Source organism: Micromonospora sp. CPCC 205561 (assembly GCF_036906775.1).
In the GTDB taxonomy this organism is placed as follows: domain Bacteria; phylum Actinomycetota; class Actinomycetes; order Mycobacteriales; family Micromonosporaceae; genus Micromonospora.
Map to the genome: position 1 here is coordinate 1 of NZ_JBAKHV010000068.1, position 25,153 is coordinate 25,153.

Genomic DNA, 25,153 nt, shown 5'->3' on the forward strand with positions numbered 1-25,153 from the left:
CCCGCCGCGTCGATCTTGCGCTTCGGCCCCCGTGGAGTGCGTCGAATGCCAGGTATGGCGGGGCCCAAAGTGCAAGACCGCGGGAGGCGGGAGGGGGCGGGAGGGGCGGGGGAGCGGGGGGTGGGAGGGGGGGAGAGGGGGGAGGGGAGGAGAGAGGGCAGGGGGTTAGATGGTGCAGTTGACGAGGACCGGTTCGGGGTGGAGGGTGACGCCGAAGCGGTGGTGGACGCCGTCGCGGATCTCCCGGGCCAGCTCGACCAGGGCGGCGCTGCTGGCGGTGCCGCTGCGGTTGGTCAGGGCGAGGGTGTGCTTGCCCGAGATGGCGACGCCCTCCGGCCCGGGGTGCCCCTTGCCGAAGCCGGCCTTGTCGATCAGCCAGGCCGCGCTGACCTTCACCACGTCACCCGCGCCCGGCCAGGCCGGCGGCTCGCCGATGTCGGCGGCGCGCTCCCGCAGCAGCTCGTACGCGGCCAGGTCCAGCACCGGGTTGGTGAAGAACGAGCCGACCGACCGGGTGTCCGGGTCGGTCGCGTCGAGCACCATGCCCTTGCCGGCGCGCAGCCGCAGCACCGCGGCCCGGGCGTCGGCCAGCGGCACCCGGTCCCCCACCCCCACGCCGAGCGCCCGGGCCAGCTCGGCGTAGCGCACCGGGCCGGAGAGCGGGGAGCGGGCGAGCCGGAAGTCGACGGAGAGCACCACCCAGCGGTCGCTGTACTTGAAGACGCTGCTCCGGTAGGCGAAGCCGCAGTCGGCGGCGGCGATCCGCCCCGTGGTCCCCTCGGCCCGGTCGTGGACCTGCACGCCGGTGATGGTCTCGGCGACCTCCTGGCCGTACGCGCCGACGTTCTGGATCGGGGTGGCGCCGGTCGAGCCGGGGATGCCGGAGAGGCACTCGAGGCCGGACCAGCCGTTGGCCACGGTGGTGGCGACGAGGTCGTCCCAGGGCTCCCCGGCCTCCACGCGTACGGTGACGGTGTCGGCGTCCTCGGCGACCACCCGCAGCCCGCGCGAGCGCACCAGGACCACCGTGCCCGGGAAGCCGGCGTCGCCGATCACCACGTTGCTGCCGCCGGCGAGGAGCAGGACCTGCTCGTCGCGTTCCTCCGCCTCCCGCACCGCCCGCACGATCCCGTCGGCGTCGGCCCCGGTGACCACCCGTCCGGCCGGGCCACCCAGGCGCAATGTCGTGTATCGCGCCAGTTCGCACGTCGCGGCGCGTTCGGTTCCGGTTGTCGGCTGGGCGTAGACGTCTGACACGCCTTTCACCCTAGGCTGAGGGGTAGCCGCGGCGCCCACTGGTGGCCCGGTCACCCCCGGGAGGATGGCGATGAACAGACTGCACGGCAGCAAGGACTTCTGGCTGGGAGCGCTCCGGGCGGAGGGCCCGGCGTTCGCCGCGGCCGCCGCCGAGGCGCCGCCGGAGACACCGGTGCTGTCCTGTCCCGGCTGGACCGTCGCCGACCTCACCCTGCATCTCACCGGCCTCTACCGTTGGGTGCACTCGTTCGTCGGCACGGGCGAGGCCACCCCGCCGCCCGGCCGGTCCGAGGCCGCCGAGCCGGAGCCGGGCGTCGCCCCGCTCCAGCTCTGGCAGCAGGCGTACGACCAGCTGATGGTCCTCCTCGACGCCCTGGATCCCGAGGCCCCGGCCTGGAACTGGGCACCGCAGCCGAAGAGGGCGGGATTCTGGCCGCGCCGGATGGCGCACGAGACCGCGGTGCACCGCTGGGACGCCCAGCTCGCGATCGGCGCCGGCGACCCGGTCGAGGCGAAGCTCGCCGCCGACGGGGTCAGCGAGGTGCTGGACACCTGGCTGCCGGCCGGCCGGCGCCGCACCCCCGGCGAGTGGCACGGAGTGGTGCAGCTCTCCGCCTCCGACGCCGGCCAGGAGTGGTTCCTCCGGCTGCGCGGCGAGGGCGTGGCGCTGCTCGACACCGCCACCATCTTCGACCACGACGACCACCACGCGCGGGCGCAGGTCAGCGGCACCGCGAGCGACCTGCTGCTGGCGCTCTGGGGGCGGGTCGGCCTGGACACGCTGGACGTGGCCGGCGACCGCAGCCTGCTGGAGGGTCTGCGCGTCGGCTGATCCGCCGCCGCGCGGAGCCGGGCCCCGAGGGCTCCGCGCCAACGAGACGTACCGACCGAGAGGGGCCGCCCCGGCACAGGCGGCCCCTCTCGGCGTTCCCGGGCCACGTTCCGGGGGTCGGCCGGGGCCGGGAGCCGGGAGGGCGGACCGGCGGGCGGCAGAGAGCGCTCTCTTGACAGTGGCGGGGCCAACCACCACCCTGTCGTGAGAGCGCTCTCTCAGCTCTGTTCCACCACCTGCCTCACCACCTCAGACGACCTGAGAGGGGTCCGACAGAAATGGGTGTCTTTCCGCGCCGCCGCCTTGCGGCGGTCGCTTTCGTCGCCGCCACCGCGCTGTTCGCCACCACCGGCTGCGCCGGCGACGAACCCGCCGAGGGCGGCAAGATCACGTTGACCGTGGACGTGTTCAGCCAGTTCGGCTACGAAGAGCTCTACAAGGAATACATGGCCAGCCACCCGAACGTGAAGATCGTGGAGCGTGGCACCGGCACCAACCTCGACGACTACTCGCCCAAGCTCACCCAGTGGCTCGCCGCCGGCAAGGGCGCCGGCGACATCGTCGCCATCGAAGAGGGGTTGATGGTCGAGTACAAGGCCAACCCCGACAACTTCGTCAACCTCCTCGACCACGGCGGGGCCGAACTCCAGAGCAACTTCCTGGAGTGGAAGTGGGAGGGCGGGAAGACCAAGGACGGCAAGCTGATCGGCCTGGGCACCGACGTCGGCGGCATGGCGATGTGCTACCGCAAGGACCTGTTCGCCAAGGCCGGACTGCCCACCGACCGCGAGGCCGTGTCGAAGCTCTGGCCGACGTGGCAGGACTACATCAAGGTCGGCGAGCAGTTCAAGGCGAAAAACACCGGCGCCGCGTTCCTGGACGCCGCGACGAACATCTTCAACACCGTCGTGCTCCAGACGGCCGGCAACGCGCAGGGCTACCACTACTACGACACCAGCGACAACCTGGTGGTCGACAGCAACCCGGCCGTCCGGCAGGCCTGGGACACCACGATGGACATCGTCGACTCGGGCCTCTCCGGCAAGTACGGCTCCTGGTCCGAGGAGTGGGTCTCCGCCTTCAAGCAGGCCAAGTTCGCCACCATCGCCTGCCCGGCCTGGATGACCGGCGTCATCGAGGGCAACGCCGGCGCCGAGGCCAAGGGCAAGTGGGACATCGCCCGGGTGCCGGGCAACGGCGGCAACTGGGGCGGCTCGTGGCTCGCCGTGCCCGCGCAGAGCAAGCACCGGGCCGAGGCGATCGAGCTGGCGAAGTTCCTGACCAGCGCCAAGGGCCAGATCGGGGCGTTCAAGGCCAAGGGCCCCCTGCCCTCCTCGCCGCAGGCGCTGGCCGACCCGGCGATCGTCGACGCGAAGAACGCGTACTTCTCCGACGCCCCGGTGGGGCAGATCTTCGGCGAGGGCGCCAAAACCCTCAAGCCCGTCTACATGGGGCCGAAGAACCAGGCCGTCCGCACCGAGGTCGAGAACGCCGTCCGGACGGTGGAGCTGGGCAAGCGCAACCCCGAACAGGCTTGGACGGACGCGGTCAACAACGCGAAGAAGGCCGCCGCCAAGTAGCCCGAGCGAGGGAGTGCGGGCGGGTGGCGCCGGGGGCGCCGATCCCGCCCGCACCCGGGAAAGGAGTGGTCCGGGCATGACCGTCCAGCTCGACGCGCGCCCGCCGGTGGCGCCGGCGCCCCGCACCGGCCGGCGTCCGCCGGCGGCGCGGTTCAGCCGCCTCGACACGAAGTTCTCGCCCTACCTGTTCATCGCCCCGTTCTTCGTGCTCTTCGCGGTGTTCGGGGTGTACCCGCTGATCTACACGTTCTGGGTCTCGTTGCACGACTGGGACCTGCTCGGCAGCAACCACCCGTTCGTCGGCCTGGAGAACTACAGCCGGCTGCTGGCCGACGCCGACTTCTGGCACGCCGTCGTCAACACCCTCGGCATCTTCGTCATCTCCACCATCCCGCAGCTGCTGGCCGCGCTCTGGCTGGCGAACCTGCTCAACCGCCAGCTGCGGGCCCGGACCACGTTCCGGATGGCGGTGCTGATCCCGAACATCACCTCGACCGCCGCGGTCGCGATCGTCTTCGGGGTGCTCTTCGGCCGCGAGTTCGGCATGGTGAACTGGGTGCTCGACCTGGTCGGCATCGACGCGATCGAGTGGAAGTCGAACCGGTTCGCGTCCTGGGTGGCCATCTCCGCGATGGTGGACTGGCGGTGGACCGGCTACAACGCGCTGATCTTCCTGGCCGCGATGCAGGCCATCCCGCGCGACCTGTACGAGTCCGCGGCCATCGACGGCGCCGGCCGGGCCCGGCAGTTCTGGTCGATCACCGTGCCGCTGCTCAAGCCGACGATCATCTTCACCGTCATCATCTCCACCATCGGCGGGCTCCAGCTCTTCACCGAGCCCCGGCTCTTCCACTCCGGCACCAACCCCATCCGGGGCGGACCGCTGCGGGAGTCGCAGACCGTGACCATGTACATGTTCGAGAACGCCTTCGCGCCCCACTACAACTTCGGGTACGGCTCGGCGGTGGCGTGGCTGCTCTTCGCGCTGATCGCGGTCGTCGCGGCGGTCAACGTGCTGCTCCTGCGCCGGCTCGGCAACGGCAGGCCGAGGCAGGACGCGAAGTCGAAGGAAGGACCGCGATGACCCGCCTCTGGGCCGCCAGCCGGCTCACCTACGCCGCGCTGATCGCCGCCGGGATCATGTCGATCTTCCCGATCTACTGGATGTTCGTGGTGGCGAGCCGCTCCAACGACGCGATGGGCCAGCTCCCGCCCCCGGTCACCCCCGGCGGCAATCTCGGCGCCAACATCTCCCGGCTGCTCGGCAACACCGACGCGTACTTCGTCACCGGGCTGGTGAACTCGGCGATCGTGGCGACCACGGTCACCCTCTCGGTGGTCTTCTTCTCCACGCTGGCCGGCTTCGCCTTCGCCAAGCTGCGCTTCCGGGGCCGCAACGCGCTGCTCATGGTGATCATCGCGACCATGATGGTGCCCACCCAGCTCGGCGTCATCCCGCTCTACATGCTGATGACGAAGCTGAACTGGAACGACCGGCTGCCGGCGGTGATCGTGCCGGCCCTGGTCACCGGCTTCGGGGTGTTCATGATGCGGCAGTACGCCGGCCAGGCGGTCAGCAACGAGCTGATCGAGGCGGCCCGGATGGACGGCTGCGGCACCGCGCGGATCTACTGGAACGTCGTGCTGCCGGCGCTGCGCCCGGCCGCCGCCGTGCTGGGGCTGTTGACGTTCATGACGACCTGGAACGATTTCCTCTGGCCGTACGCTGTCCTGAACGACCCGGAGAACCCGACCGTGCAGCTGGCTCTGCGTACCCTCTCGGAGGGGTACTACACGGACATGTCCCAGGTGTTCACCGGGACGGCCATCGCCACCCTCCCGCTGCTGCTGGTCTTCGTCCTGTTCGGCCGCCAGATCATCGGCGGCATCATGGAAGGTGCGGTCAAGGCGTGAGCACTCTGCGATTCCCCGAGAACTTCGTCTGGGGCGCGGCCACCGCCGCGTACCAGATCGAGGGCGCGGCCACCGACGACGGCCGCGGCCCGTCGATCTGGGACACCTTCAGCCGTACGCCGGGCAAGGTCCACCACGGGCACACCGGCGACGTGGCCTGCGACCATTACCACCGGTACGCCGACGACGTGGCGCTGATGGCGGAGCTGGGGCTGAAGGCGTACCGCTTCTCGGTGGCCTGGCCCCGCATCCAGCCGGACGGCACCGGCCCGGTCAACCCGCGCGGCCTGGACTTCTACGACCGGCTCACGGACGCGCTGCTGGCGCGGGGCATCGACCCCATCGTCACGCTCTACCACTGGGACCTGCCGCAGAGCCTCCAGGACCGGGGCGGCTGGACCAACCGGGAGACCGCCGAGCACTTCGCCACGTACGCCACGGCGGTGCACGGCCGGCTGGGCGACCGGATCCGCACCTGGACCACGCTGAACGAGCCGTGGTGCTCGGCCTACCTCGGCTACGGCAACGGGGTGCACGCCCCCGGCGAGCGGGACGCGGGGGCGGCCTTCGCCGCCGTACACCATCTGCTGCTCGCTCACGGCCTGGCGGCCCGCGCGCTGCGCGCGGCCGGCGCGCAGACCGTGGGCGTCACCGTCAACCCGGCCGACGTGCGCCCCGCCGACCCGGAGAGCGCGGCGGACGCGGCAGCCGCCCGGCTTGTCGACGGCCTGCACAACCGGATCTTCCTCGACCCGCTGCTGCGGGCGGCCTACCCCGACGACGTGCTGGAGCACGTGGCCCGCATCGTCGAGCCGACGTTCCTGCGCGACGGCGACGAGAAGCTGATCGCCGCCCCGGTCGACCTGCTCGGGCTCAACTACTACGCGCCCACCTACGTCGCCGGCCGGCCGGGCGGCGCGGGCAGCAGCGCCTATCCGGGCACCGACGGCACGGTGGAGTTCCTTCCGCCGACCGGGCCGCTGACCGACATGGGCTGGATGATCGAACCGGCCGGGCTGACCCGGCTGCTGGAACGGATCGCCACGGACTACCCGGGCGTGCCGTTGATGATCACCGAGAACGGCGCGGCGTTCCCCGACAAGCCCGGCACGGACGCCCCGGACGCCGTCGGGCAGGTCGTGGACGCCGACCGGATCGAATACCTCGACGGGCACCTGCGCGCCGCGCACGAAGCGATCTCCCGGGGAGTGGACCTGCGGGGCTATCTCGTATGGTCGTTGTTGGACAACTTCGAGTGGGCAGAGGGCTACCGTCGACGGTTCGGGATCATCCATGTCGACTACCTGACGCAGCGACGCACACCGAAGTCCAGTGCCCGGTGGTACCAGGAGGTGATCTCCCGGAACGGGCTGTGACGAGGCGGTGGTAACGGGGATGACGACGGCACAGCGTCCGACGCTGGAGGCGGTGGCTCGGCGGGCGGGTGTCTCGCGGGCCACCGTGTCCCGGGTGGTGAACGGCTCCACCACCGTGGCCGAACCCATCCGGGAGGCGGTCCGCCAGGCGGTGGCGGAGCTGGGGTACGTACCGAACCTCGCCGCCCGCAGCCTGGTCACCCAGCGGACCGACTCGGTCGCCCTGGTGCTGCCCGAGGCCGCCACCCGGGTCTTCTCCGACGACCAGGTCTTCCCCGGGATCATCCGGGGCGCGGCGCAGGAGCTGGAGGCCGCCGACAAGCAGCTCGTGCTGATGCTGGCCGGCTCGCCGGCCGGGCACGACCGGGTCGAGCGGTACACCACCGGACGGCACGTCGACGGGGTGCTCTTCGCCTCGCTGCACGGCGAGGACCCGCTGCCCGGCCGGCTCGCCCGGCTGGGCATCCCGGTCGTGTGCAGCGGCCGGCCACTCGACGGCGCGGACGTGCCCTACGTCGACGTGGACCACGTCGGCGGGGTCACCACGGCGGTGCGGCACCTGATCGAGGGCGGACGCCGCCGGATCGCCACCATCGCCGGGCCGCAGGACATGGTGGCCGGCATCGAGCGCTTCACCGGCTACCGGAACACGGTCGCCGAGGCCGGGCTGCCGGAGCTGGTGGCGACCGGCGACTTCACCCGCGAGTCGGGCGCGACGGCGATGCGGCAGCTCCTCGCCGAGCACCCCGACCTGGACGCCGTCTTCGCCGCCTCCGACCTGATGGCGCACGCCGCCCTGCGTACGCTCCGCGAGGCGGGGCGGCGGGTGCCGGACGACGTGGCGGTGATCGGCTTCGACGACATCGAGACGGCCGCGTACACCGAGCCGCCGCTGACCACCGTCCGCCAGCCGATCTTGCAGCTGGGCCGGCAGATGACCCGGCTGCTGCTGCGGCTGGCCGCCGGCGAGGCGATCGAGCAGGCGGTGGTGCTCCCCACCGAGCTGGTCGTCCGCGAGTCGGCCTGACCGGCCGGCGGCCGGCGGCGGATCCACGCGCCGAACGCTTTCGAGCTGATGTCGTCAACGATTCAGAGCCGTCCGGTGCCGCGGCGGCGGCCCGGGCACCCACCGTCTGATGTCACAGACGACTCAGCTCGAAAGCGTCGCACGACCCCCTCGCCCGCGGAGCGGTTCGGTAGCCGGCAGCCGCGACCGGCCTCGGCCGGCGGCCGAAACTCGTTGGCGGCGATCGCATCCGGCGGTAGCGTCGCCGCCGTGACCGCATCGACCCGGCTGAACCGCGTACCCGCCCTCCCCGACGTCGCCGAGGCCGAGGCCGTCGCCGTACGGGCGGGGAACTGACGTGCGGATCCGGACCGCCCGCCCCGACGACGCGCCCGCGGTGGTGGCGCTGCGCGCGATCGTGCACCCCTACCTGGTGCGCGGCGTCGAGTCGACCCGGCGGATGATCGCCCAGCCCCCGCCCGGCGAGGACTGGACCGCGTACGTCGTCGAGGTGCAGGACACGGTCGTGGGCTGGGTCTCGGCGTACCGCAACGACCGGACCTCGGAACCGGACGTCGGGGAGATCTCCACGCTGCACGTCCACCCCGGACACCGGGGCCGGGGCGCCGGCACCGCGTTGCTGACCGCCGCGCTGGGGCACCTGCGGGAGATCGGGGCGCGCCGGGTGCGTACCTGGGCGCTGCCGGAGTCGCTGCCGTTCGCCCGCCGGCACGGCTTCACGCCGAGCCGGGAGCTGCGCTACTCGGCACTGGACCTGTCGCCGGCCCCGCCGATGCCGCAGCCGCCGGCGGGCGTACGGCTGCTCCCGCTGACCGACGTCGACCCGCGCCGGGTCTACCTGGCAGAGACGGCGGCGGCGGCCGACGAGCCGGAGGACGTGCCCGCCGACGCGATCAGCTACGAGAGCTGGCGCAGCGAGGTCTGGGACAACCTGGGCCTGGACCGCGCGGCCAGCACGGCGGCCGAGGCCGGCGGCGAGGTGGTGGCCTTCAGCCTCGTCAAGCGCGACGGCGACCGGATGTGGTCGGACTACACCGGCACGCTGCCGGAGCACCGGGGGCGCGGCCTGGCCCGCCTGGTCAAGACGGCGGCGCTGCACCGCGCCGCCGCCAACGGGGTACGCGTCGCCTACACGTCGAACGACGAGGCGAACGCGCCGATGCTGGCGGTCAACGTCCGGCTCGGCTACCGCCCGGTCGGGTCGAGCTGGTCCTGCCTGCGCGAGACGCCCTGACGGCCGCCCGGCGGTCAGCCCTCCCTGACGGACTGGCCGAGCGAGCGGCGGGCCAGCAGGGTCGCCCCGGCGACGGCGGCCGGCATGACGAGCACCGCGCCGAGCGGGATCAGGAAGCAGACGAAGACCGCCACCCCGAAGCCGAGGGTGGTCGGCCGGTCCGCCTTGAGGTGCTGCCGTCGGTCGGGCAGCCGCATCCCGCGCCGGTAGAAGGGCGCGCCGACCAGCTCCACGGCGAGCAGCCAGCCGCCGACCGCCGCGCCGATCACCGGCACCACCGTCTGGCCGACCACCGGGATGAAGCCGGCGACGAAGAGCGGGATGCCGAAGAGGACCGACAGACCCACCAGCCGTACGGAGTCGGCGAGGCTGCGCCGCAGCGACGACCAGAACGGCACCTCGACCGCCCCGGGGGTGCCGCCCAGGCGCTCCTCGACGCGTTCGGAGATCTTCTCGTAGAACGGGTCGCCGACGACCAGGGTGACCGCGGTGAAGCTGACCACCGCGAGCAGGCCGCCGAGGCCGAGGAAGGCCAGCCCGGCGATCACCCGGACCAGGCTCCGCGCGGTCTCCGACCAGTCGTCGGCGAACGGCGTGACCAGCGCGGCCAGGTCGTCCACGAAGTACGCCAGGGTGGCGAACGCGGTCACGAAGAGCGCACCCGAGAGCAGCGCCGGTAGAACGCCGAGCAGCATCAGCCCGGGGCTGCGGACGTAGAGACCGAAGCCGCGCAGGAGCAGGCCCACGCCGGTGAAGAACCGGCCGGCGGCACCGGTCACGGGCGCGGCGAGGTGGGGTGCGTTCACGACCGCAGAGCCTAGTGGCCCCGGTCGAGGGGCGCCGCCGGGCGGGCCCGTCCGGGGACGCCGAGGGTCCCGGCAGGATGGACGCGTGCGCGCGGCCCGGTTGATCTCGTTGGTCCTGCTGCTCCAGGCGCGGGAGACGATGACCGCGGCGGAGCTGGCACGGGAACTGGAGATCTCCGAGCGGACCGTCTACCGGGACGTGCTGGCGCTCTCCGCCGCCGGGGTGCCGGTCTACGCCGACCGGGGTCGCGCGGGCGGCTACCGGCTGCTCGGCGGCTACCGGACCCGGTTGACCGGGCTGACCCGGGACGAGGCCGAGGCGCTCTTCCTGGCCGGGCTACCGGGGCCCGCCGGCGACATGGGGCTCGCCGACGCGGTGGCGGCGGCCGAGCTGAAGGTGCTGGCCGCGCTGCCGCCCACGCTGCGGGACGCCCCGGCCCGCACCGGTCAGCGGTTCCACCTGGACGTGCCGGGCTGGTTCCGGGAGGCGGGGCCGCCGCCGTGGTTGACGGAGCTGGCCGGCGCGGTCTGGCGGGACCGGGTGGTCGAGCTGGGCTACCGGCGCGGCGACCGCGAGGTGACGCGCGCCGTGCGGCCGTACGGGCTGGTGCTCAAGAACGGCGTCTGGTATCTCGTCGGCCGGGTCGGCGACGACGTGCGCACCTACCGGGTGGACCGGGTGACCGGCGTCGAGGTGGGCGCGGAGACCTTCGACCGGGACGGGCGCTTCGACCTGGCCGCGTACTGGCGGGAGCAGGCCGAGGCGTTCCAGCGCGGCGTCCTGCGGGAGCGGGCCACCGTCCGGCTCAGCCCCGCCGGCCTGCGCCAGCTCCGGCACCTGGCCGACGCCCCCTTCGCGTACGACGAGGCGGTCGCCGCCGCCGACGGGCCCGACGGGCAGGGCTGGGTGCTGACCCGGCTGCCCGTCGAGTCCGTCGACGTCGCGTACCAGCAGTTGCTCGCGCTCGGCCCCGAGGCGGAGGTGCTCGACCCGCCCGAGCTGCGGGCGCGGCTGGCCGAGGCGGCACGACGGATGGCTCGCCGCTACGCCGGCCCGGGGCGCGGGCCGGCGTAGCGGACCGGCGGCCGCTTCGGCTCAGCGGTAGCCGGTGTCGTCGGCCGGCAGGCCGGGCAGCACCACCTCCGTGTGGTAGCGCGCCCAGTGCGGCCGGGTGCCGTCCAGGTCCGTGAAGCCGTACACCTGGGCCAGGCCGCCGCTGTCGAGCGACTCGCCGTTCCAGCGGGCCCGCTCCGGGTCGGCGGCCAGGGCGGCCACCGCGCGCCCGACCAGGGCCGGCGTCTCCGACATGACGAAGTGTGGTTCCGTGGCGGCGCCGTCGCGCCAGTTCTCCTCGGTGACGCCGTAGTGCTCCAGCATCGCCTCGGAGCGCAGCCAGCCGGGGGTGAGCGCGACGGCGGTGCAGCCGTGCGGCTTCAGCTCGTGCGCCCAGCTGAACGCCAGCCGGTTGACCGAGATCTTGGCCAGGTCGTAGAAGACCGAGAGCCGGTAGGTGGCGTCGTTGTGCTCCCGCGTGCCGTCGCCGATCTCCACCACCAGGCCGCCCGGGCGGCGGATCAGCAGCGGCAGCGCGTGGTGGCAGGTGATGATGTGCGTGTCGATCGCCAGGCGCAGGCTGCGGAAACCGGCCTCCAGCGGCTGCTCCCAGACCGGCTTCTCCCAGGTGGTCAGCGGGTCGCCGCCCCAGATGTCGTTGACCAGCACGTCGAGGCGGCCCTGCTCGGCGTCGATCCGGGCGACGAGGTCGCGGACCTCCTCGGAGACGAGGTGGTCGACCCGGACGGCGATGCCGGTGCCGCCGGCGGCGGTGACCAGCTCGGCGGTCTCCTCGATGGTCTCCGGCCGGTCCATCTCGGAGCGGCCGGCCCGGCTGCTGCGGCCGGTGGCGTAGACCGTGGCGCCGGCGGCGCCGAGCTGGACCGCGATCTGCCGGCCGGCGCCCCGGGTCGCCCCGGCGACGAGCGCGATCTTTCCTGTCAGCGGTTTCGTCATGCGGCGAGCCTGTCAGCGATACCTGACAGCCGAAGTCCGGTTTCACGGATCCGTGCCGTCAGGCATGCTCGCGGCATGCACCTGCTGCTCTCCGGCATCGTCGGCTCGGTCGCGTACGGCCTGGCCGGGCCGGGCTCCGACCTCGACCGGATCGGCGTCTTCGCCGCGCCCACGGTCGCGTTCCACGGCCTGCGCCCGCCCCGCGAGTCGGTGGTGACCACCGGCCCGGACGTCACCCTGCACGAGGCGGCGAAGTGGTGCCGCCTGGCGCTGAGCGGCAACCCGACCGCCACCGAGCTGGCCTGGCTGCCGGAGGACTGCTACGAGACCCGTACGGAGTTCGGCGATCGGTTGGTCGCCATCCGCTCGGCCTTCCTCAGCGCGGCCCGCGTCCGCGACGCCTACCTGGGCTACGCCGCCCAGCAGTTCCGCAGGCTGGAGTCCCGGGGCGACGGCACGTTCTCCGCCGACACCCGACGGCGTACTGCCAAGCACGCCCGGCACCTGGCCCGCCTGGTGCACCAGGGCCGGCTGCTCTACGCCACCGGGGTGCTGGAGATCCGGCTCGCCGCCCCGGAGTGGTTCCGCGGCTTCGGCGAGCGGGTCGCCGGCGGCGCGTTGGACGAGGCCCGGGCGCTGATCGCCGAGGCGGAACGGGACTTCGACCGGATCCGCACCCCCTTGCCGGACCGCCCGGACGAGGTCACCGTGGAGCGCTGGCTGCTCGACGTACGCGCCGCCCACCTGCCGCCGGCCCGCTGACCGCGCGCCCGCCGCGCCACCGCCCGACCCCGCGCCGGGTCAGTCGGCAAGCCGTGGGCACGTCACTCGTTCAGGAAGGCGGAGATCCGGCTCCGCAGATCGGCGCGTTCCGTCCAGAGGACGCCGGGCCGGTCGTACACGTGCAGGGTGGCCCGGGGCAGCGCGGCCGCGAGCCGCTCCGCCACCTCGACCGGGTGCAGGTCGTCGCCGGCGCAACCGATCACCAGGGCGGGCGCGGTGACCGCGGCCAGCACCCCGGCCTCGCGCAGCGGCGCCTGCCCGGGCAGGTCGGCCAGCCCCGGTGCGAGCCCGTCGCGCAGCAGCTGGTCGAGCCGCTGGCGCAGGTAGGCCCAGCCGGCCGGGGTGTTGCGCACGGCGGGCGGCAGCTCGTTCTGCACCACGTCGGCCACGGCGGAGGCGTCGCCGCTCTCCACCGCGTCGAACAGCGCGGTCAGCCGGGCCCGGGCGACCTCGCCGCGCGGTCGGTCCAGCGCCGCGGGGAGGAAGAAGACCAGCCGTTCGAAGCGCTCGGGACTCTCGGCGAGCAGCCGGCAGAGCGCGCCCGCCCCGAGGCTGGCGCCGAAGGCCCGGGTGGCGCCGCCGAGGTCGGCGACCGCGCGCAGGTCACGGGCGAGGTCGAGGTAGCTCCAAGGGCCGGGTGGCGCGTCGGAGCGGCCGTGGCCGCGGAACTGGAAGAACAGCTTGCGGCCCGTCACCCCGCTGCCGAACGGCCGGGTGGTGGCGATGCCGTTGCCCAGGCCGTGCGCGAAGACCGTCACCGGAGCGCCCGACCCGGTGAAGAGCTGCTCCAGGCGTACGCCGTGCGGCGTGGTCACCAGGTCGGTCTCCGGCTCCGGCAGGGACGGCCGGCCGGTACGCGGGGCGCCCGGCCCGGGACCCCAGGTGCGGGGCCCGCCGTCCGGCGGGGGCGGCCAGCGGAAACCCCTCACCAGAACCCTTTGCCGTCACTCAGGTCGCGCAGCCCCACCCGGACGTCGAGCAGGTAGATCAGGCCGGCGGCGATGCCGATCAGTCCGAAGAGGCTGATCGGGCCGAAGCCGAGCAGGGTCAGCACCAGGCAGACGGCCAGGATGCCGATCCAGCCCCCCTTGGGCAGGGTGCCGATAGCGGTGAAGGCGTCGGAACGCTGGGTGATGGCGTGCACCAGGGCGATGCCCTGCACGATCAGCGCGAAGACGAGCAGGATCAGCTCGATCACCCAGCGAACCTCGAAGGCGAAGAGCGGCGCGGCGTAGGCCATGACGGCAAGCTTATGCCGCGGACCCCGGGTACGTCCGACAGGACGCATCCGGGGTCCGCGGCACGGACGGACTACTCGGCGGCCGGACGGGTCCGCCTGGTGGCCCGGGGCAGCTTCTCCGACGGGGTCGCGGCGGCCTCGGTGACGGCGGTGGCCCGGGGAGCCCGGGTCGCCTTCTTCGCGGCGGCGGGCTTGGCCTCCAGGACCTCGGCCACGTCGGCCGGGGTCGGCACCTCGGTCGCGGCCGGGGTCGGCACCTCGGCGGCGGCCGGGCGGGCCGGCTCCACGGTGGCCGGCTTCGCGACGGCCTCGGCCGGCTGCGCCCGGGTCGCCTCGATGTCGGCGTTCACGGTCTCCGCGGCCTCCAGCACGCCGGCACCGACGACCCGCTCGCCCCGGGCGACCAGCGCGACGTACGCGGCCTGCGCCCGCTCCTGGGCGGCCTGGGCGCCGGCGACCACCACGGCGGCGTTGCGGGCCGCCGCCTCGCGCAGCTTCTCCAGGTCGGCGACCACGCGCAGCCTGTCGAGGTCGGCGACCTCGCGCAGGCGCTTCAGCTCCAGCTCGGCCGGGACTGCCTTCTCCCGCAGGCCAACGGCGGTCAGGTTCGCCGTACGCAGCGTGTCGTTGGCCTTCTGGCGCAGCTCGACGCCGGTGACGACGGCCTTGCCGCCCAGGTCGGCGACGACCCTGGTGCCCAGGTCGGTCACCACGGCGGGGAGCTTGCGCAGCTGCTGCAGGGCGAGCTCGCCGGCGCCGGCGGCGGCGTAGATCGGGGCCGGGATGCGGTTGGTCTTCGGCTGGGTCATCGCTTCTCCTCTTCGGCCGCGTCGGCGGCCTTCTTCACGGGGGTGTGGGTCGTCGGGGCGGGGGCGGAACCGGCCTCGGTGACGGCGACCGACTCGAGGACGGCCTCGGTCGGGGTGCCCTGCGGCGTGGTGGGACCCGTGGCGGCGAGGTTGGCCAGGTCGGGCGCCGCCTCGACCGGATCGGGCTCGGCCGGGGGCCCGGCGGCGGGCGTCGCGCCGGGCGCCGCCGTAGCCTCGGCGAGCCGGGCGTTCTCCCGCCGGAACGTCTCGTAGATCTGGGTGAGCGACTGCTTCTGTGCCATCGTCAGGTCCGGGTCGACGGAGATGGCCGCGAGCACGCCCTGGCCCTCCTTGTCGTCGAGCAGCCCGGCCCGCAGGTACATCGCCGGGGTGGAGACCCGCAGCGCGCTGGCGAGCTGCTGGAGCACCTCGGCGCTGGGCTTGCGCAGGCCGCGCTCGATCTGGCTCAGGTACGGGTTGCTGACCCCCGCCTGCTCGGCGAGTTGCCGGAGCGAGATCTTCGCGTTGCGGCGCAGGTCGCGGATGAACCCGCCGACGTCGGGAAGGTCCTTACCAGTGGCCATGCCCAGACGCTAACGCGCCCTGCTAGCTCCTGCAAGCAAAGTGCTAGCGGGAGTTAGCGACGTCTCATTTCCCGGTCGCGTCCCGCCCGGTGGCCCGAACGCCCCCGGAGCGGCGGTCCGGATCGCCCGGCACGGTCGCCGAGCTCCGGCGACGCCGCCGGCACCCCGGTGCCACCCGCCCGTTCCCCGGGTGGTTGCGCCTCCGAGCGCGGCTGCGTACCTTTCCGCCGTGACCAAGATCGAGGTGAACGGCGCCCTGCTCGCGTACGACGACGCCGGCGGCGGCACGCCCGTCGTCCTGCTACACGCCGGCATCGCCGACCGCCGGATGTGGCGGGAGCAGCTCGGCCCACTGTCCGCGCGGCACCGGGTGATCGCCCTCGACCTGCGCGGCTACGGGGACTCGGAGCTGCCGCCGGCCCCGTTCGCGCACCACGACGACGTGGCGGGCCTGCTCGACGCGCTCGACATCCCCCGGGCCGCCCTGGTGGGTTGTTCCTTCGGCGGCGCCGTGGCGGTCGACACCGCCCTGGCCCACCCGGAGCGGGTGACCGCACTCGCGCTCCTCGGCACCGCCGTCTCGGGCCACGAGTGGTCCGAGGAGGCGAACGACCTCTGGGACAGCCTGGTGGGCGACGTCGATCCGGAGGACTTCGCCCAGCAGGCCGCCGGTGAGGTGCGCTTCTGGGTGGTCGGCCCGGGCCGCGAGCCCGCGGACGTCGACCCGGAGCTGCTCGCCTTCGCCCACGAGATGGACCAGCGGGCGCTCGCCGCCGAGCTGGCGCTCAGCGCGGTCGACGTCGCCGAACTCGACCCGCCCGCCGTCGGGCGCCTCGGCGACCTGCGGATGCCCGTCCTGGTCGGCGCCGGGGCCGCCGACGTGCCCGACATCAGCCGGCTCGCCGACCGGATCGCGGCCGAGGCGCCCGGCGCGGTCCGCCTGCCGGACGTGCCGGCGGCCGGACACCTGCTGCCGCTGGAGCGTCCGACCCCGGTCAACGCCGCTCTGCTCGACTTCCTCCCCTGAACCCCGCCGAGCCGCCGGCGGGCCTCCCCGGCCGGGCGTGCGCCCCCTGAACGTCGTCGCGGCGGGCGGGGTGGGTCACCAGAGGGCGCGTACGGCGCCGACCGGCAGGCCGCCGCCGAAGAGCGGCGCCTCGGCGTACTCGGCCAGCACCGGGGCGTCCACGCCGAGCCGGCGCAGGGCCGAGACGAGCACGGGCATCCGGGCCCGCCCCGCGCCGTCATCGATCTTGAGCGCGACCGCCCCGACCCCGGGCACCGCCGAGGCGAGGACGCCCTCGGCGCCGATCTTGGCGAGCAGGCCGGGGACCCCCCGCATCACCCGGCTGTCGTCGGCCCGCGTGCCGCCCACCACGTCGGGGTGGGCGCGCATCGCGTCGGCCACCGTCCGCGCCACGGAGCCGGGTTCCGCCGAGACCAGCCGGAGGTACGCCCCGGCCAGGCCGGTCAGCGAGACGGCGTGCACCGGGGCCCCGCAGCCGTCCACCCCCACAGCAGCGGCCCGTTCCCCGGTGAACTCCTCGACGGCCGCCCGCAGCCGCTGCTGGAGGGGGTGCTCCGGCCGCAGGTACCCGTCGAGCGGCCAGCCGGCCGCCAGGCAGGTCAGCAGCATCCCGCCGTGCTTGCCGGAGCAGTTCATCTGCGTACGGGTGGGACCGCCACCGGCCCGCAGCACGGCCGCCCGGGCCTCGTCACTCACCGGCAGATCGGGCGGGCAGCGCAGGGCCGACGCGTCCAGCCCGGCACGGGCCAGCAGGGCGCCGACCCGGGCCAGGTGGAACTCCTCCCCGGCGTGACTGGCCGAGACCAGCGCCACGTCGGCGGGATCGGCGAGCGTCAGCCCGGCGCGGAGCATTCCGACCGCCTGCATCGGCTTGTTGGACGAGCGCGGGAAGATCGGGGAGGTCGCGTCCCCGACGGCGGCCACCGTCGCGCCGGCGGCGTCGAGCACCACCACCGAACCCCGGTGCACGCCCTCGACGAACCCCGACCGGACCACCTCGGCGAGCGGCGCGCCGCCCTCGTACGTCTTTCCCACAGGGTGGACGGTACCGGCCCCCTCGGGCGCACCCGGCGGGCGGGTGAGCGGGCCGGCGACGGCGCGCCGTACAGCAGCGCCGGCCGGGCCGCCGCTTACCGGCCGGCGGCCGGCACGCCGAGCAGCCCACGCGCCTCGGCGGTGGTCAGCGGCGGCCGCTGGGCGAGCTGGGCGAAGCCGACCGCCCGGGCGACGAGCTGCATGTTGGACTCGACGGGGCGCCCCTTGGCATAGGTCACCGTGTCCTCCATGCCGACCCGCAGGTGCCCGCCGGCCGAGAGCGAGGCCAGCATGACCGGGATGGTGCTGCGGCCGATGCCGGTGGCCGAGAAGGTGGTGCCCTCGGGCAGGTCCCGCAGCGCCTGGTGGGCGGCGACCAGCGCCGAGGTGGTGCCCGGCATGCCGCCCGGCACGCCCATCACGAAGTCGACGTGCACGTGCCCGCCGGCCGGCAGGCCGTACTTGCCGAGCAGGCGTTGCAGGGCGGTCAGGTGGCCGAGGTCGAAGATCTCGTACTCCGGCACGATGCCGCGTTCCTGCATGCGGGTGTGCAGGTCGACGATGAACTCCCAGCGGTTGAGGAAGACGTCGTCACCGAAATTGAGCGTGCCCATCGTGCAGGAGGCCATGTCCGGCACGGCGTCGAGCACAGCGAGCCGGTCGGCCTCCGGGTCGGTCACCGCGCCCCCGGAGGAGAGCTGCACGATCAGGTCGGTGCCCTCCCGCAGCGCCGCCACCGTCTCCCGCAGCCGCCCCTGGTCCAGGGTCGGCCGCACCTCGTCGTCGCGGATGTGGACGTGGATCACGGCGGCGCCGAGCGCCTCGCACTCCTTGGCGGTCAGCAGCAGCTCGTCGAGCGTTACCGGCAGCGCCGGCACCTCGGCCTTCGCCGACTCCGCGCCGGTGGGGGCAACCGTGATCAACGTCCCTGTCGTCATGCGGGCGATCCTAGACGCCCCGATCGGACCGGTCGACGTCCCCGACCGGCGGCCGGGAAGGGGTCCTCACGCCGGATCGATCGCCGCGGCGGTCTCGCCCACCAGGAGCCGGGCGTCGTCGGCGACGTTGCGCTTGACCACGGCCAGGGCGACCTGGCCCAGCTCGTGGTGGTGCACGGCGGTGCCGACGAAGCCGACCGCCCGGCCGTCGAGGGTCACCGGCGTGCCGGCCACCGGCGGCTGGTCGGTGGTCACCCCGTCCAGGTGCAGCAGTACGAGCCGACGCGGCGGGCGGCCCATGTTGTGCACCCGGGCCACCGTCTCCTGGCCCCGGTAACAGCCCTTGTCGAGGTGCACGGCCGGGGCGACCAGGTCGACCTCGGCCGGGATCGTCCGGTGGTCGGTGTCGACCCCGACCCGGGCCCGCCGGGCGGCCACCCGCACCGCCTCGTACGCCCAGAGCCCGGCGACCGGCACCCCGCTGCCCCGCAACTGGGCGGCCACCTGCTCCGTCGCGGCCCGGGGCACCAGCAGGTCCACCCCCAGCGGGCCCCGGCGGGCCCAGCCGCCCCCGGGCAGCGGACGCACGTCGTAGAGCACCGTCGGGCGCGGCGGCAACTCGCCGGCGCGGAACTTCGGGCCCGGCACCGCGACCACGTCGGGAGCGGCCAGCCCGGTCACGCCGAGCGTCGCCACCGCGTCGAGGGCCGCCGGCCCCACCAGGGAGAGCAGCGCGTGCTCCGGCGTCACGTCGCGCGGCTCGACCCTGCTGAAGAACCGCATCCGCTCCAGGTACGACAGCAGCCCCCCGGTGGCGCCCGGCTCGGTGTCGAGCCAGGTGGTGGTGCCGTCCTCCGCCACCATGGCGTGCTGCTCGACGTGCCCGTGCGGGGAGAGCACCAGCAGCTCGGTGCCCTGACCGGCGGCGAGCTGCGTCAGGTGCTGGCTGGTGAGGGTGTGCAGCCAGCCGATCCGCTCCTCCCCCGGCACCGCGACGACACCCCGGTGCGAGCGGTCGACCAGGCCGACCGCCGTGTCGAGGGTGCGCTGCTCGCGCATCGGGTCGCCGTAGTGCGCCGCCACCGGGCGGACGCCGGCCGCCGCGTGCGCCGGCTCGGGCTGGTCACGGCTGGCCTCGTCGATGCTCTCGACGCTCACCGCGCCCGCGATGTCGATCATTTCCGGTCCCCGTCCTCGCACTGTTGACACACCCCGAAGAACGAGACGTGGCCGATGTCCACCCGGAACCCGCGCTGGCTCGCCAACTGCTCGGCCAGCGGACGGAGCAGCGCCGGATCGATCTCGTCGATCTTCCCGCACCCCCGGCAGACGAGGTGGACGTGCTGGTCCTCGCCGGCGGTGTGGTAGGTCGGCGAGCCGTGCGAGAGGTGGGTGTGGGTTACCAGGCCGAGCCGTTCCAGCAGCTCCAGCGTGCGGTAGATGGTGGTGATGTTGACCCCCGCGGCCACCTCCCGCACGGCTGTGTGCACCTGCTCCGGGGTGGCGTGCCCCAGGTCGAGTACGGCCTGGAGGATCAACTGCCGCTGCGCCGTCAGCCGCAGCCCACGGGCGCGGAGCATTTCCGCGAGGGATGATTCGGACACCGTCCGATCATAGTTCGTCGCGCCGCGTCCGCCGCCCCGCCGACCGGTCGCCGCTACGCTCGGCGGTCATGGTGGCGTCGAGGATCGCCGTGCCGGGGCGCGGGCTGGTGCCGCCCGGGGAGCCGGTGCTGCGCGGCGACGACCGGGGCGTACTGCACGGCGACGGCCTCTTCGAGACGATGCACCTGCGCGACGGACGGCCCTGGCTGCGTGACGCGCACCTGGCCCGGCTGGCCCGCGCGGCGGCGGCCGTCGAGCTGCCGCTGCCCGCCGCCGAGGTGCTCGTCGAGCTGCTGGAGACCGTCAGCGCCGGCTGGCCCGCCGAGGTGGAGGGGGCGCTGCGGCTGGTCTGCACCCGGGGGCCGGAGGGCGGCGGAACCCCCACCGTCTACGCCACGCTGGGCGAGGTGCCGGCGGCGGCCCGGGCCGCCCGCCGGGACGGGATCGCCGTGGCGACGCTGCCGCTCGGCGTCGCGGCGCGGGTCCGCGCCGAACTCGACTGGCTGCCGGCCGGGGTCAAGTCCACCTCGTACGCGGCGAGCACCGCCGCCCGCCGCTGGGCCGCCCGGGTCGGGGTGGACGACGCGCTCTGGGTCTCCACCGACGGGTACGCCCTGGAGGGTCCCACCGCCAACCTGGTGTGGCTGACCGGCGAGACCCTCTGCGCGGTGCCCGCCGCCGAGACCGGCATCCTGCCCGGCGTCACCGCCGCCTGGCTGCTCGCCCACGCCGCCGACCTGGGCCTGCGCGCGGACGAGCGGCTGGTCACCCCGGCCGGGCTGCGTACCGCCGACGGGGCCTGGCTCACGTCCTCCGTGCGCGGCCTCGCGGAGATCCGCACCCTGGACGCGGTCCCGTTGCGCCGCTCCCCCCACACGCCCGCCCTCCGGGCGCTGCTGGCCTTCCCGCACCCGTGATCCGGGGCGGAGGAGGGGTCAGCCGGCCACCCGGGTGAGGCGGGCGGAGAGGTGGGGCGAGAGTCCGTGCCCCAGGGCGGCCATCTCCTGGGCGTAGAGCAGCGCGCCCTCGACGATGCCGAAGAGGCGGTGCCCGGCGGTGACCTCCTTGGCGGTCGACGTGCGGACCACCGCGTCGGTGACGAACTCGATCTGGGTGCCCTTGCGCCTGCCGATGTGCAGCTCCATCACCCCGGTGGGGACGGTCATCAGCGCCTCCAGCTCGTCGGTGACCCGGTCGCCGTCCATCACCGGCCGCCACCAGCCGACCTCACGACCCGCGGGGCGGACGGGCCGGCTCTGCTCGTCGAGCAGCCAGGCGCGCGACTCGTAGGACAGGAACGGCCGGCCGTCGTGGCTGATCCGGATCTCCTGCGCGAAGTCGAAGTCCTCGATGGTGGGGAAGCCGCCCCGGCCCCGGCCCCGCCACACCCCGACGTACGGCAGCAGGCCGTCCAGCGCCGGGTGCAGCTTCGGGCCGACCCGCAGGTCGTGGCTCTCCTCGTAGGGGTACGGATCGACCGGCGGCGCGTTCAGCCACGGCGGCGGCTGCAAGGGGTTCTCGTCGCTCACCGGGTCATCCTCGTTCGCGACTGCGGGGCTCGCAAAACCGGCTCACTCCTCGCGCTCACCGGGCCACCCTCGTTCGCGACTGCGGGGCTCGCAAAACCGGCTCACTCCTCGCGCTCACCGGGCCACCCTCGTTCGCGACTGCGGGGCTCGCAAAACCGGCTCACTCCTCGCGCTCACCGGGCCACCCTCGTTCGCGACTGCGGGGCTCGCAAAACCGGCTCACTCCTCGCGCTCACCGGGCCACCCTCGTTCGCGACTGCGGGGCTCGCAAAACCGGCTCACTCCTCGCGCTCACCGGGCCACCCTCGTTCGCGACTGCGGGGCTCGCAGAACCGGCTCACTCCTCGCGCTCACCAACGTCCTCTCGATATGCGTACGGCCAGGTAGACCAGGCCACCGGCGAGCGCGCCCAGGCCGGCGACCAGCAGGCTGACGAACCCGATCTCGGTAACCATCACGACCATCCTATGCTGGGCCCCATGGCCCGCACTCTCGTCGTCAAGGCCACCGCCGGCGCGGACGCCCCGGAGCGGTGCGCCCAGGCGTTCACCGTCGCCGCCACCGCCGTCGCCGCGGGGGTGCCGGTGTCTCTCTGGCTCACCGGGGAGTCGACCTGGTTCGCGCTGCCGGGCCGGGCGCAGGAGTTCGAGCTGCCGCACTCGGCCCCGCTGGCCGAGCTGCTGCACGTGATCCTCACGGCCGGCACGGTCACCGCCTGCACCCAGTGCGCCGCGCGGCGGGAGATCGGGCCCGACGACGTGCTGCCCGGCGTCCGGATCGCCGGAGCCGCGGTGTTCGTCGAGGAGGCGACGGCCGAGGGGGCCCAGGCCCTGGTCTACTGACCGTCGCCCCGGCGATACCGGCCCGACAGGTCAGGCGGATGCCTACGATTCGAGGGTGACCGAGGCGACGGAGCGGTTCTTCGAATCACTGCCGGCGCGCGCCCCGGAGGTGCTGCGCGGCCCGGTCGCCGGGACGATGCAGATCGACCTCTCGCGCGGCAGCCACACGGTCCACTGGCTCGTCCACCTCCAGCCGGGCGAGATCGAGGTGAGCCGCAACCGGGGGCCGGCCGACGCCATCTGGTACACCAGCGAGGAGCAGTTCGACCAGCTCGCCACCGGCCGGGCCCAGGCGATCTCGTCGGTGCTGCGCAACGAGAGCAGCTTCAGCGGCGACGTGGTGCTCTTCCTGGCCTTCCGCCGGTTCTTCCCCGATCCGCCCGGCACGCGGGACCCCCGCGAGGTCGCCCGCGCCCAGGTCGGGCGGCTGCGGTGAAGGATCTGGTCAGCATCCTGGACGGGAACACCTTCCTGGTCAGCGACGGCCGAGGCGACATCGAACCGTCCATCGACTTCCCGACCGGGCTCTTCTCCTTCGACACCCGCTTCCTCTCCACCTGGCTGCTGACCCTCGACGGCGAGCGGCTGCACGCCCTCTCCGTCGACGCCGCGGAGTCCTTCCGCACCCGGTTCTTCCTCGTCCCCGGCGAGCCGACCCACTACCTGGACGCGAAGGTGTCGGTGATCCGCACCCGGGCGATCAGCAGCGGCCTGGAGGAGGAACTCACCCTGCTCAACCACGCCGGCGAGGAGGTCGAGTTCGTCGTCCACCTCGACATGGCCGCCGACTTCGCGGACCTGTTCGAGATCAAGCATGTCCGGCACAAGCAGGGCCACACCAGCGCCACCGTCGGCGACGACGAACTGCGTCTCGCCTACCGCCGGGAGGGGTTCCACCGCGAGACGGTGATCACCACCAGCGCGCCCGCGCACATCGAGGTCTCCGGCATGACCTTCCAGGTCCGCGTCGGGCCGCACGGCGAGTGGAGCACGCGGCTGCACGTCTCCACCCTCGTGTACGGGGCCCGGGGCGAGGACATCCGGGCCAACCTGCCGCTGCACGCCGGCAGTCGCGGCCCCGACGCGATCCGGGCCGATCAGAACGAGCTGATCGCCCGGGCGCCGAAGCTCGGCTGCGACTGCCAGCCGCTCGCCGGTGCGTACCGGCAGAGCCTCAAGGACCTGGCGGCGCTCCGCTACGAGTCGATCACCCTCGGCGTACGCCTGCTGGCGGCCGGGCTGCCGTGGTTCATGACCCTCTTCGGGCGGGACAGCATCATCACCTCGCTCCAGCTGGTGCCCTTCCTGCCGGAGCTGGTCCCGCCGACGCTGATGATCCTGGCCGGTCTCCAGGGGCACCGCGTCGACGACTTCCGGGACGAGGAGCCGGGGAAGATCCTGCACGAGCTGCGCTACGGCGAGACGGCGGGCTTCGAGGAGCAGCCCCACTCGCCCTACTACGGCTCGGCCGACTCGACCCCGCTCTTCGTCATCCTTCTCGACGAGTACGAGCGGTGGACCGGTGACGCCCGCCTCGCCCGGAAACTGGAGGCCCAGGCCCGCGCCGCGCTCGCCTGGATCGACACGCACGGGGACCTGCTCGGCACCGGATACCTCTGGTATCAGACCCGCAACCCGGAGACCGGGTTGCAGAACCAGTGCTGGAAGGACTCCTGGGACGCGATCTCCTACCGCGACGGCCGGCTGCCCGGCTTTCCGCGCGCCACCTGCGAACTCCAGGGGTACGCGTACGACGCGAAGATCCGCGGTGCCCGGCTGGCCCGGACGATCTGGGGCGACCCCGCGTACGCCGACCGGCTGGAACGGGAGGCGGCCGAGCTGAAGATGCGCTTCAACCGGGACTTCTGGATCCCCGAGCGGCAGCACTACGCGCTCGCCCTCGACGCCGACGGCCGCCAGGTGGACGCGCTCAGCTCGAACATCGGGCACCTGCTCTGGAGCGGCATCGTCGACGAGTCGCGTGCCGGGCAGGTGGCCGGGCACCTGCTGGGCCCGCGGCTCTTCTCCGGCTGGGGGGTGCGCACCCTCGCCGACGACCAGGGGCGGTACAACCCGGTCGGCTACCACGTCGGCACGGTGTGGCCGTTCGACAACTCGATCATCGCCTGGGGGCTGTGGCGGTACGGGTTCCGCCGGGAGGCCGGGCGGATCTGCGACGCGATGCTGGCCGCCTCCCGGTTCTTCGGCGGGCGGCTACCGGAGGCCTTCGCCGGCTACGAGCGGACCCTCACCGAGTACCCCGTGGAGTACCCCACCGCGTGCAGCCCACAGGCCTGGTCGGCGGGGACGCCGCTGCTGCTGCTGCGGGTGATGCTGGGCCTGGATCCGCAGGGCGAGCACCTGATCATCGATCCCGCCCTGCCCGAGGGGATGGGGCGGATCGAGCTGCTCGACATTCCCGGCCGCTGGGGCCACGTCGACGCGCTCGGCCGCAGCCGCACGCCGCACGACCACGCGCGTGGTCACTGACCCCCGTCAGGCGGCGCAGCCGCTGGTGGCGGAGACGACGACCAGGTCGCCCGAGAGGTCGGCGACGACGGTCACCGGGGGGCGCCGGTAGGCGTACGCCTGCGGGGTGTCCAGCAGCGGGACGCGGGCGGTGGGGGCCAGCGCGGCGGCCGGGGACGCGGGGGCCGGCACCCCGGCGGCGCGGGCGGTGCGGGCGACGCCGCCGCCGGGGCAGGGCGCGGCGACCAGTTCGGGA

The 25,153-nt window shown here is 73.9% G+C and carries 27 protein-coding genes and 1 pseudogene; 14 read left to right on the top strand and 14 right to left on the bottom strand.

Going from position 1 to position 25,153, the window contains the following annotated elements; all coding sequences use genetic code 11:
* Nucleotides 1–165: 165 nt before the first annotated feature.
* Nucleotides 166–1,257, bottom strand: coding sequence for a UDP-N-acetylmuramate dehydrogenase (locus V6V16_RS24820; RefSeq protein WP_334565770.1), 1,092 nt, complete (start codon nt 1,255–1,257; stop codon nt 166–168).
* Between the two features lie 70 nt (nt 1,258–1,327).
* Between V6V16_RS24820 and V6V16_RS24825 the strand changes: the two genes are divergently transcribed.
* From V6V16_RS24825 to V6V16_RS24855, 7 genes are all read left to right on the top strand, one after another.
* A complete protein-coding gene (locus V6V16_RS24825) occupies nt 1,328–2,089 on the top strand; it encodes a maleylpyruvate isomerase family mycothiol-dependent enzyme (RefSeq protein WP_334565771.1) in 762 nt (253 codons plus the stop codon).
* 278 nt (nt 2,090–2,367) lie between these two features.
* Nucleotides 2,368–3,669 carry an ABC transporter substrate-binding protein gene (locus tag V6V16_RS24830; RefSeq protein ID WP_334565772.1) on the top strand — a complete coding sequence of 434 codons (1,302 nt, stop codon included), beginning with the start codon at nt 2,368–2,370 and terminating at the stop codon, nt 3,667–3,669.
* Nucleotides 3,670–3,745: 76 nt separating this feature from the next.
* A complete protein-coding gene (locus V6V16_RS24835) occupies nt 3,746–4,753 on the top strand; it encodes a carbohydrate ABC transporter permease (RefSeq protein WP_334565774.1) in 1,008 nt (335 codons plus the stop codon).
* Entirely contained in the window at nt 4,750–5,583 is an 834-nt protein-coding gene (locus tag V6V16_RS24840; protein ID WP_334565776.1) for a carbohydrate ABC transporter permease, read from the top strand. The genes V6V16_RS24835 and V6V16_RS24840 overlap by 4 nt, the downstream gene beginning before the upstream one ends.
* Nucleotides 5,580–6,959, top strand: coding sequence for a GH1 family beta-glucosidase (locus V6V16_RS24845; RefSeq protein WP_334565778.1), 1,380 nt, complete (start codon nt 5,580–5,582; stop codon nt 6,957–6,959). The genes V6V16_RS24840 and V6V16_RS24845 overlap by 4 nt, the downstream gene beginning before the upstream one ends.
* A gap of 19 nt (nt 6,960–6,978) precedes the next feature.
* Entirely contained in the window at nt 6,979–7,986 is a 1,008-nt protein-coding gene (locus V6V16_RS24850; protein WP_334565779.1) for a LacI family DNA-binding transcriptional regulator, read from the top strand.
* A 337-nt stretch (nt 7,987–8,323) separates the two neighbouring features.
* Entirely contained in the window at nt 8,324–9,220 is an 897-nt protein-coding gene (locus tag V6V16_RS24855; RefSeq protein ID WP_334565781.1) for a GNAT family N-acetyltransferase, read from the top strand.
* Nucleotides 9,221–9,234: 14 nt separating this feature from the next.
* Here V6V16_RS24855 and V6V16_RS24860 read toward each other — a convergent pair whose 3' ends face one another.
* Nucleotides 9,235–10,026, bottom strand: a complete 792-nt coding sequence (locus tag V6V16_RS24860; protein ID WP_334565783.1) for an EI24 domain-containing protein — start codon at nt 10,024–10,026, stop codon at nt 9,235–9,237.
* Between the two features lie 85 nt (nt 10,027–10,111).
* Between V6V16_RS24860 and V6V16_RS24865 the strand changes: the two genes are divergently transcribed.
* Nucleotides 10,112–11,101, top strand: coding sequence for a helix-turn-helix transcriptional regulator (locus V6V16_RS24865; protein ID WP_334565786.1), 990 nt, complete (start codon nt 10,112–10,114; stop codon nt 11,099–11,101).
* A 21-nt stretch (nt 11,102–11,122) separates the two neighbouring features.
* Here V6V16_RS24865 and V6V16_RS24870 read toward each other — a convergent pair whose 3' ends face one another.
* Nucleotides 11,123–12,037 carry an SDR family oxidoreductase gene (locus V6V16_RS24870; protein WP_334565788.1) on the bottom strand — a complete coding sequence of 305 codons (915 nt, stop codon included), beginning with the start codon at nt 12,035–12,037 and terminating at the stop codon, nt 11,123–11,125.
* A 48-nt stretch (nt 12,038–12,085) separates the two neighbouring features.
* Between V6V16_RS24870 and V6V16_RS24875 the strand changes: the two genes are divergently transcribed.
* Nucleotides 12,086–12,799 carry a nucleotidyltransferase domain-containing protein gene (locus V6V16_RS24875; RefSeq protein WP_334565817.1) on the top strand — a complete coding sequence of 238 codons (714 nt, stop codon included), beginning with the start codon at nt 12,086–12,088 and terminating at the stop codon, nt 12,797–12,799.
* A 62-nt stretch (nt 12,800–12,861) separates the two neighbouring features.
* Here the strand turns inward: V6V16_RS24875 and V6V16_RS24880 are convergent, their stop codons facing one another.
* The 4 genes from V6V16_RS24880 to V6V16_RS24895 form a co-directional block, all read right to left on the bottom strand.
* Nucleotides 12,862–13,749, bottom strand: a complete 888-nt coding sequence (locus tag V6V16_RS24880) for an alpha/beta fold hydrolase (protein ID WP_334565790.1) — start codon at nt 13,747–13,749, stop codon at nt 12,862–12,864.
* On the bottom strand, nt 13,746–14,060 hold the full coding sequence (locus V6V16_RS24885) for a DUF2516 family protein (RefSeq protein WP_334565792.1): 315 nt from the start codon (nt 14,058–14,060) through the stop codon (nt 13,746–13,748). Before V6V16_RS24885 ends, V6V16_RS24880 begins: the two co-directional genes overlap by 4 nt.
* A gap of 71 nt (nt 14,061–14,131) precedes the next feature.
* The gene (locus V6V16_RS24890) at nt 14,132–14,869 is read right to left on the bottom strand and encodes a hypothetical protein (protein ID WP_334565794.1); all 738 of its coding nucleotides are present in this window, start codon (nt 14,867–14,869) and stop codon (nt 14,132–14,134) included.
* A complete protein-coding gene (locus V6V16_RS24895) occupies nt 14,866–15,453 on the bottom strand; it encodes a helix-turn-helix domain-containing protein (RefSeq protein ID WP_334565796.1) in 588 nt (195 codons plus the stop codon). The genes V6V16_RS24890 and V6V16_RS24895 overlap by 4 nt, the downstream gene beginning before the upstream one ends.
* Nucleotides 15,454–15,682: 229 nt before the next feature.
* On the opposite strand from V6V16_RS24895, the gene V6V16_RS24900 reads away from it, so the two are divergent.
* On the top strand, nt 15,683–16,480 hold the full coding sequence (locus V6V16_RS24900) for an alpha/beta fold hydrolase (protein WP_334565797.1): 798 nt from the start codon (nt 15,683–15,685) through the stop codon (nt 16,478–16,480).
* 75 nt (nt 16,481–16,555) lie between these two features.
* Here the strand turns inward: V6V16_RS24900 and V6V16_RS24905 are convergent, their stop codons facing one another.
* The 4 genes from V6V16_RS24905 to V6V16_RS24920 all read right to left on the bottom strand — a co-directional run bounded on the left by V6V16_RS24905 (nt 16,556) and on the right by V6V16_RS24920 (nt 20,057).
* Complete coding sequence (locus tag V6V16_RS24905) at nt 16,556–17,515, bottom strand: asparaginase (protein ID WP_334565798.1); 960 nt, start codon at nt 17,513–17,515, stop codon at nt 16,556–16,558.
* A 95-nt stretch (nt 17,516–17,610) separates the two neighbouring features.
* Nucleotides 17,611–18,453 carry a 3-keto-5-aminohexanoate cleavage protein gene (locus V6V16_RS24910; protein ID WP_334565799.1) on the bottom strand — a complete coding sequence of 281 codons (843 nt, stop codon included), beginning with the start codon at nt 18,451–18,453 and terminating at the stop codon, nt 17,611–17,613.
* A 66-nt stretch (nt 18,454–18,519) separates the two neighbouring features.
* On the bottom strand, nt 18,520–19,632 hold the full coding sequence (gene ygfZ / locus V6V16_RS24915; RefSeq protein ID WP_334565801.1) for a CAF17-like 4Fe-4S cluster assembly/insertion protein YgfZ: 1,113 nt from the start codon (nt 19,630–19,632) through the stop codon (nt 18,520–18,522).
* Complete coding sequence (locus V6V16_RS24920) at nt 19,629–20,057, bottom strand: Fur family transcriptional regulator (protein ID WP_334565803.1); 429 nt, start codon at nt 20,055–20,057, stop codon at nt 19,629–19,631. The genes ygfZ and V6V16_RS24920 overlap by 4 nt, the downstream gene beginning before the upstream one ends.
* Before the next feature lie 68 nt (nt 20,058–20,125).
* Between V6V16_RS24920 and V6V16_RS24925 the strand changes: the two genes are divergently transcribed.
* On the top strand, nt 20,126–20,974 hold the full coding sequence (locus tag V6V16_RS24925; RefSeq protein WP_334565805.1) for an aminotransferase class IV: 849 nt from the start codon (nt 20,126–20,128) through the stop codon (nt 20,972–20,974).
* Nucleotides 20,975–20,992: 18 nt separating this feature from the next.
* On the opposite strand, the gene V6V16_RS24930 is transcribed toward V6V16_RS24925, so the two are convergent.
* Nucleotides 20,993–21,586: an FABP family protein gene (locus V6V16_RS24930; RefSeq protein ID WP_334565807.1), complete on the bottom strand. Its 594-nt coding sequence runs from the start codon at nt 21,584–21,586 to the stop codon at nt 20,993–20,995.
* Nucleotides 21,587–21,936: 350 nt separating this feature from the next.
* Nucleotides 21,937–22,041 (bottom strand): small membrane protein MtfM, encoded by a 105-nt coding sequence (gene mtfM, locus V6V16_RS24935; protein ID WP_267897534.1) that lies wholly within the window; start codon nt 22,039–22,041, stop codon nt 21,937–21,939.
* Between the two features lie 12 nt (nt 22,042–22,053).
* Here mtfM and V6V16_RS24940 point away from each other — a divergent pair, with 12 nt between their 5' ends.
* Genes V6V16_RS24940 through V6V16_RS24950 form a run of 3 tightly spaced genes read left to right on the top strand, consistent with a single transcriptional unit; the run spans nt 22,054 to nt 24,918 of the window.
* Entirely contained in the window at nt 22,054–22,428 is a 375-nt protein-coding gene (locus tag V6V16_RS24940) for a DsrE family protein (RefSeq protein ID WP_334565809.1), read from the top strand.
* 55 nt (nt 22,429–22,483) lie between these two features.
* Nucleotides 22,484–22,864 carry an SCP2 sterol-binding domain-containing protein gene (locus V6V16_RS24945; RefSeq protein WP_334565812.1) on the top strand — a complete coding sequence of 127 codons (381 nt, stop codon included), beginning with the start codon at nt 22,484–22,486 and terminating at the stop codon, nt 22,862–22,864.
* Nucleotides 22,861–24,918: an amylo-alpha-1,6-glucosidase gene (locus V6V16_RS24950; protein ID WP_334565814.1), complete on the top strand. Its 2,058-nt coding sequence runs from the start codon at nt 22,861–22,863 to the stop codon at nt 24,916–24,918. Before V6V16_RS24945 ends, V6V16_RS24950 begins: the two co-directional genes overlap by 4 nt.
* Before the next feature lie 6 nt (nt 24,919–24,924).
* Here the strand turns inward: V6V16_RS24950 and V6V16_RS24955 are convergent.
* A pseudogene (locus V6V16_RS24955) lies at nt 24,925–25,153 on the bottom strand (hypothetical protein); the annotation flags it as partial.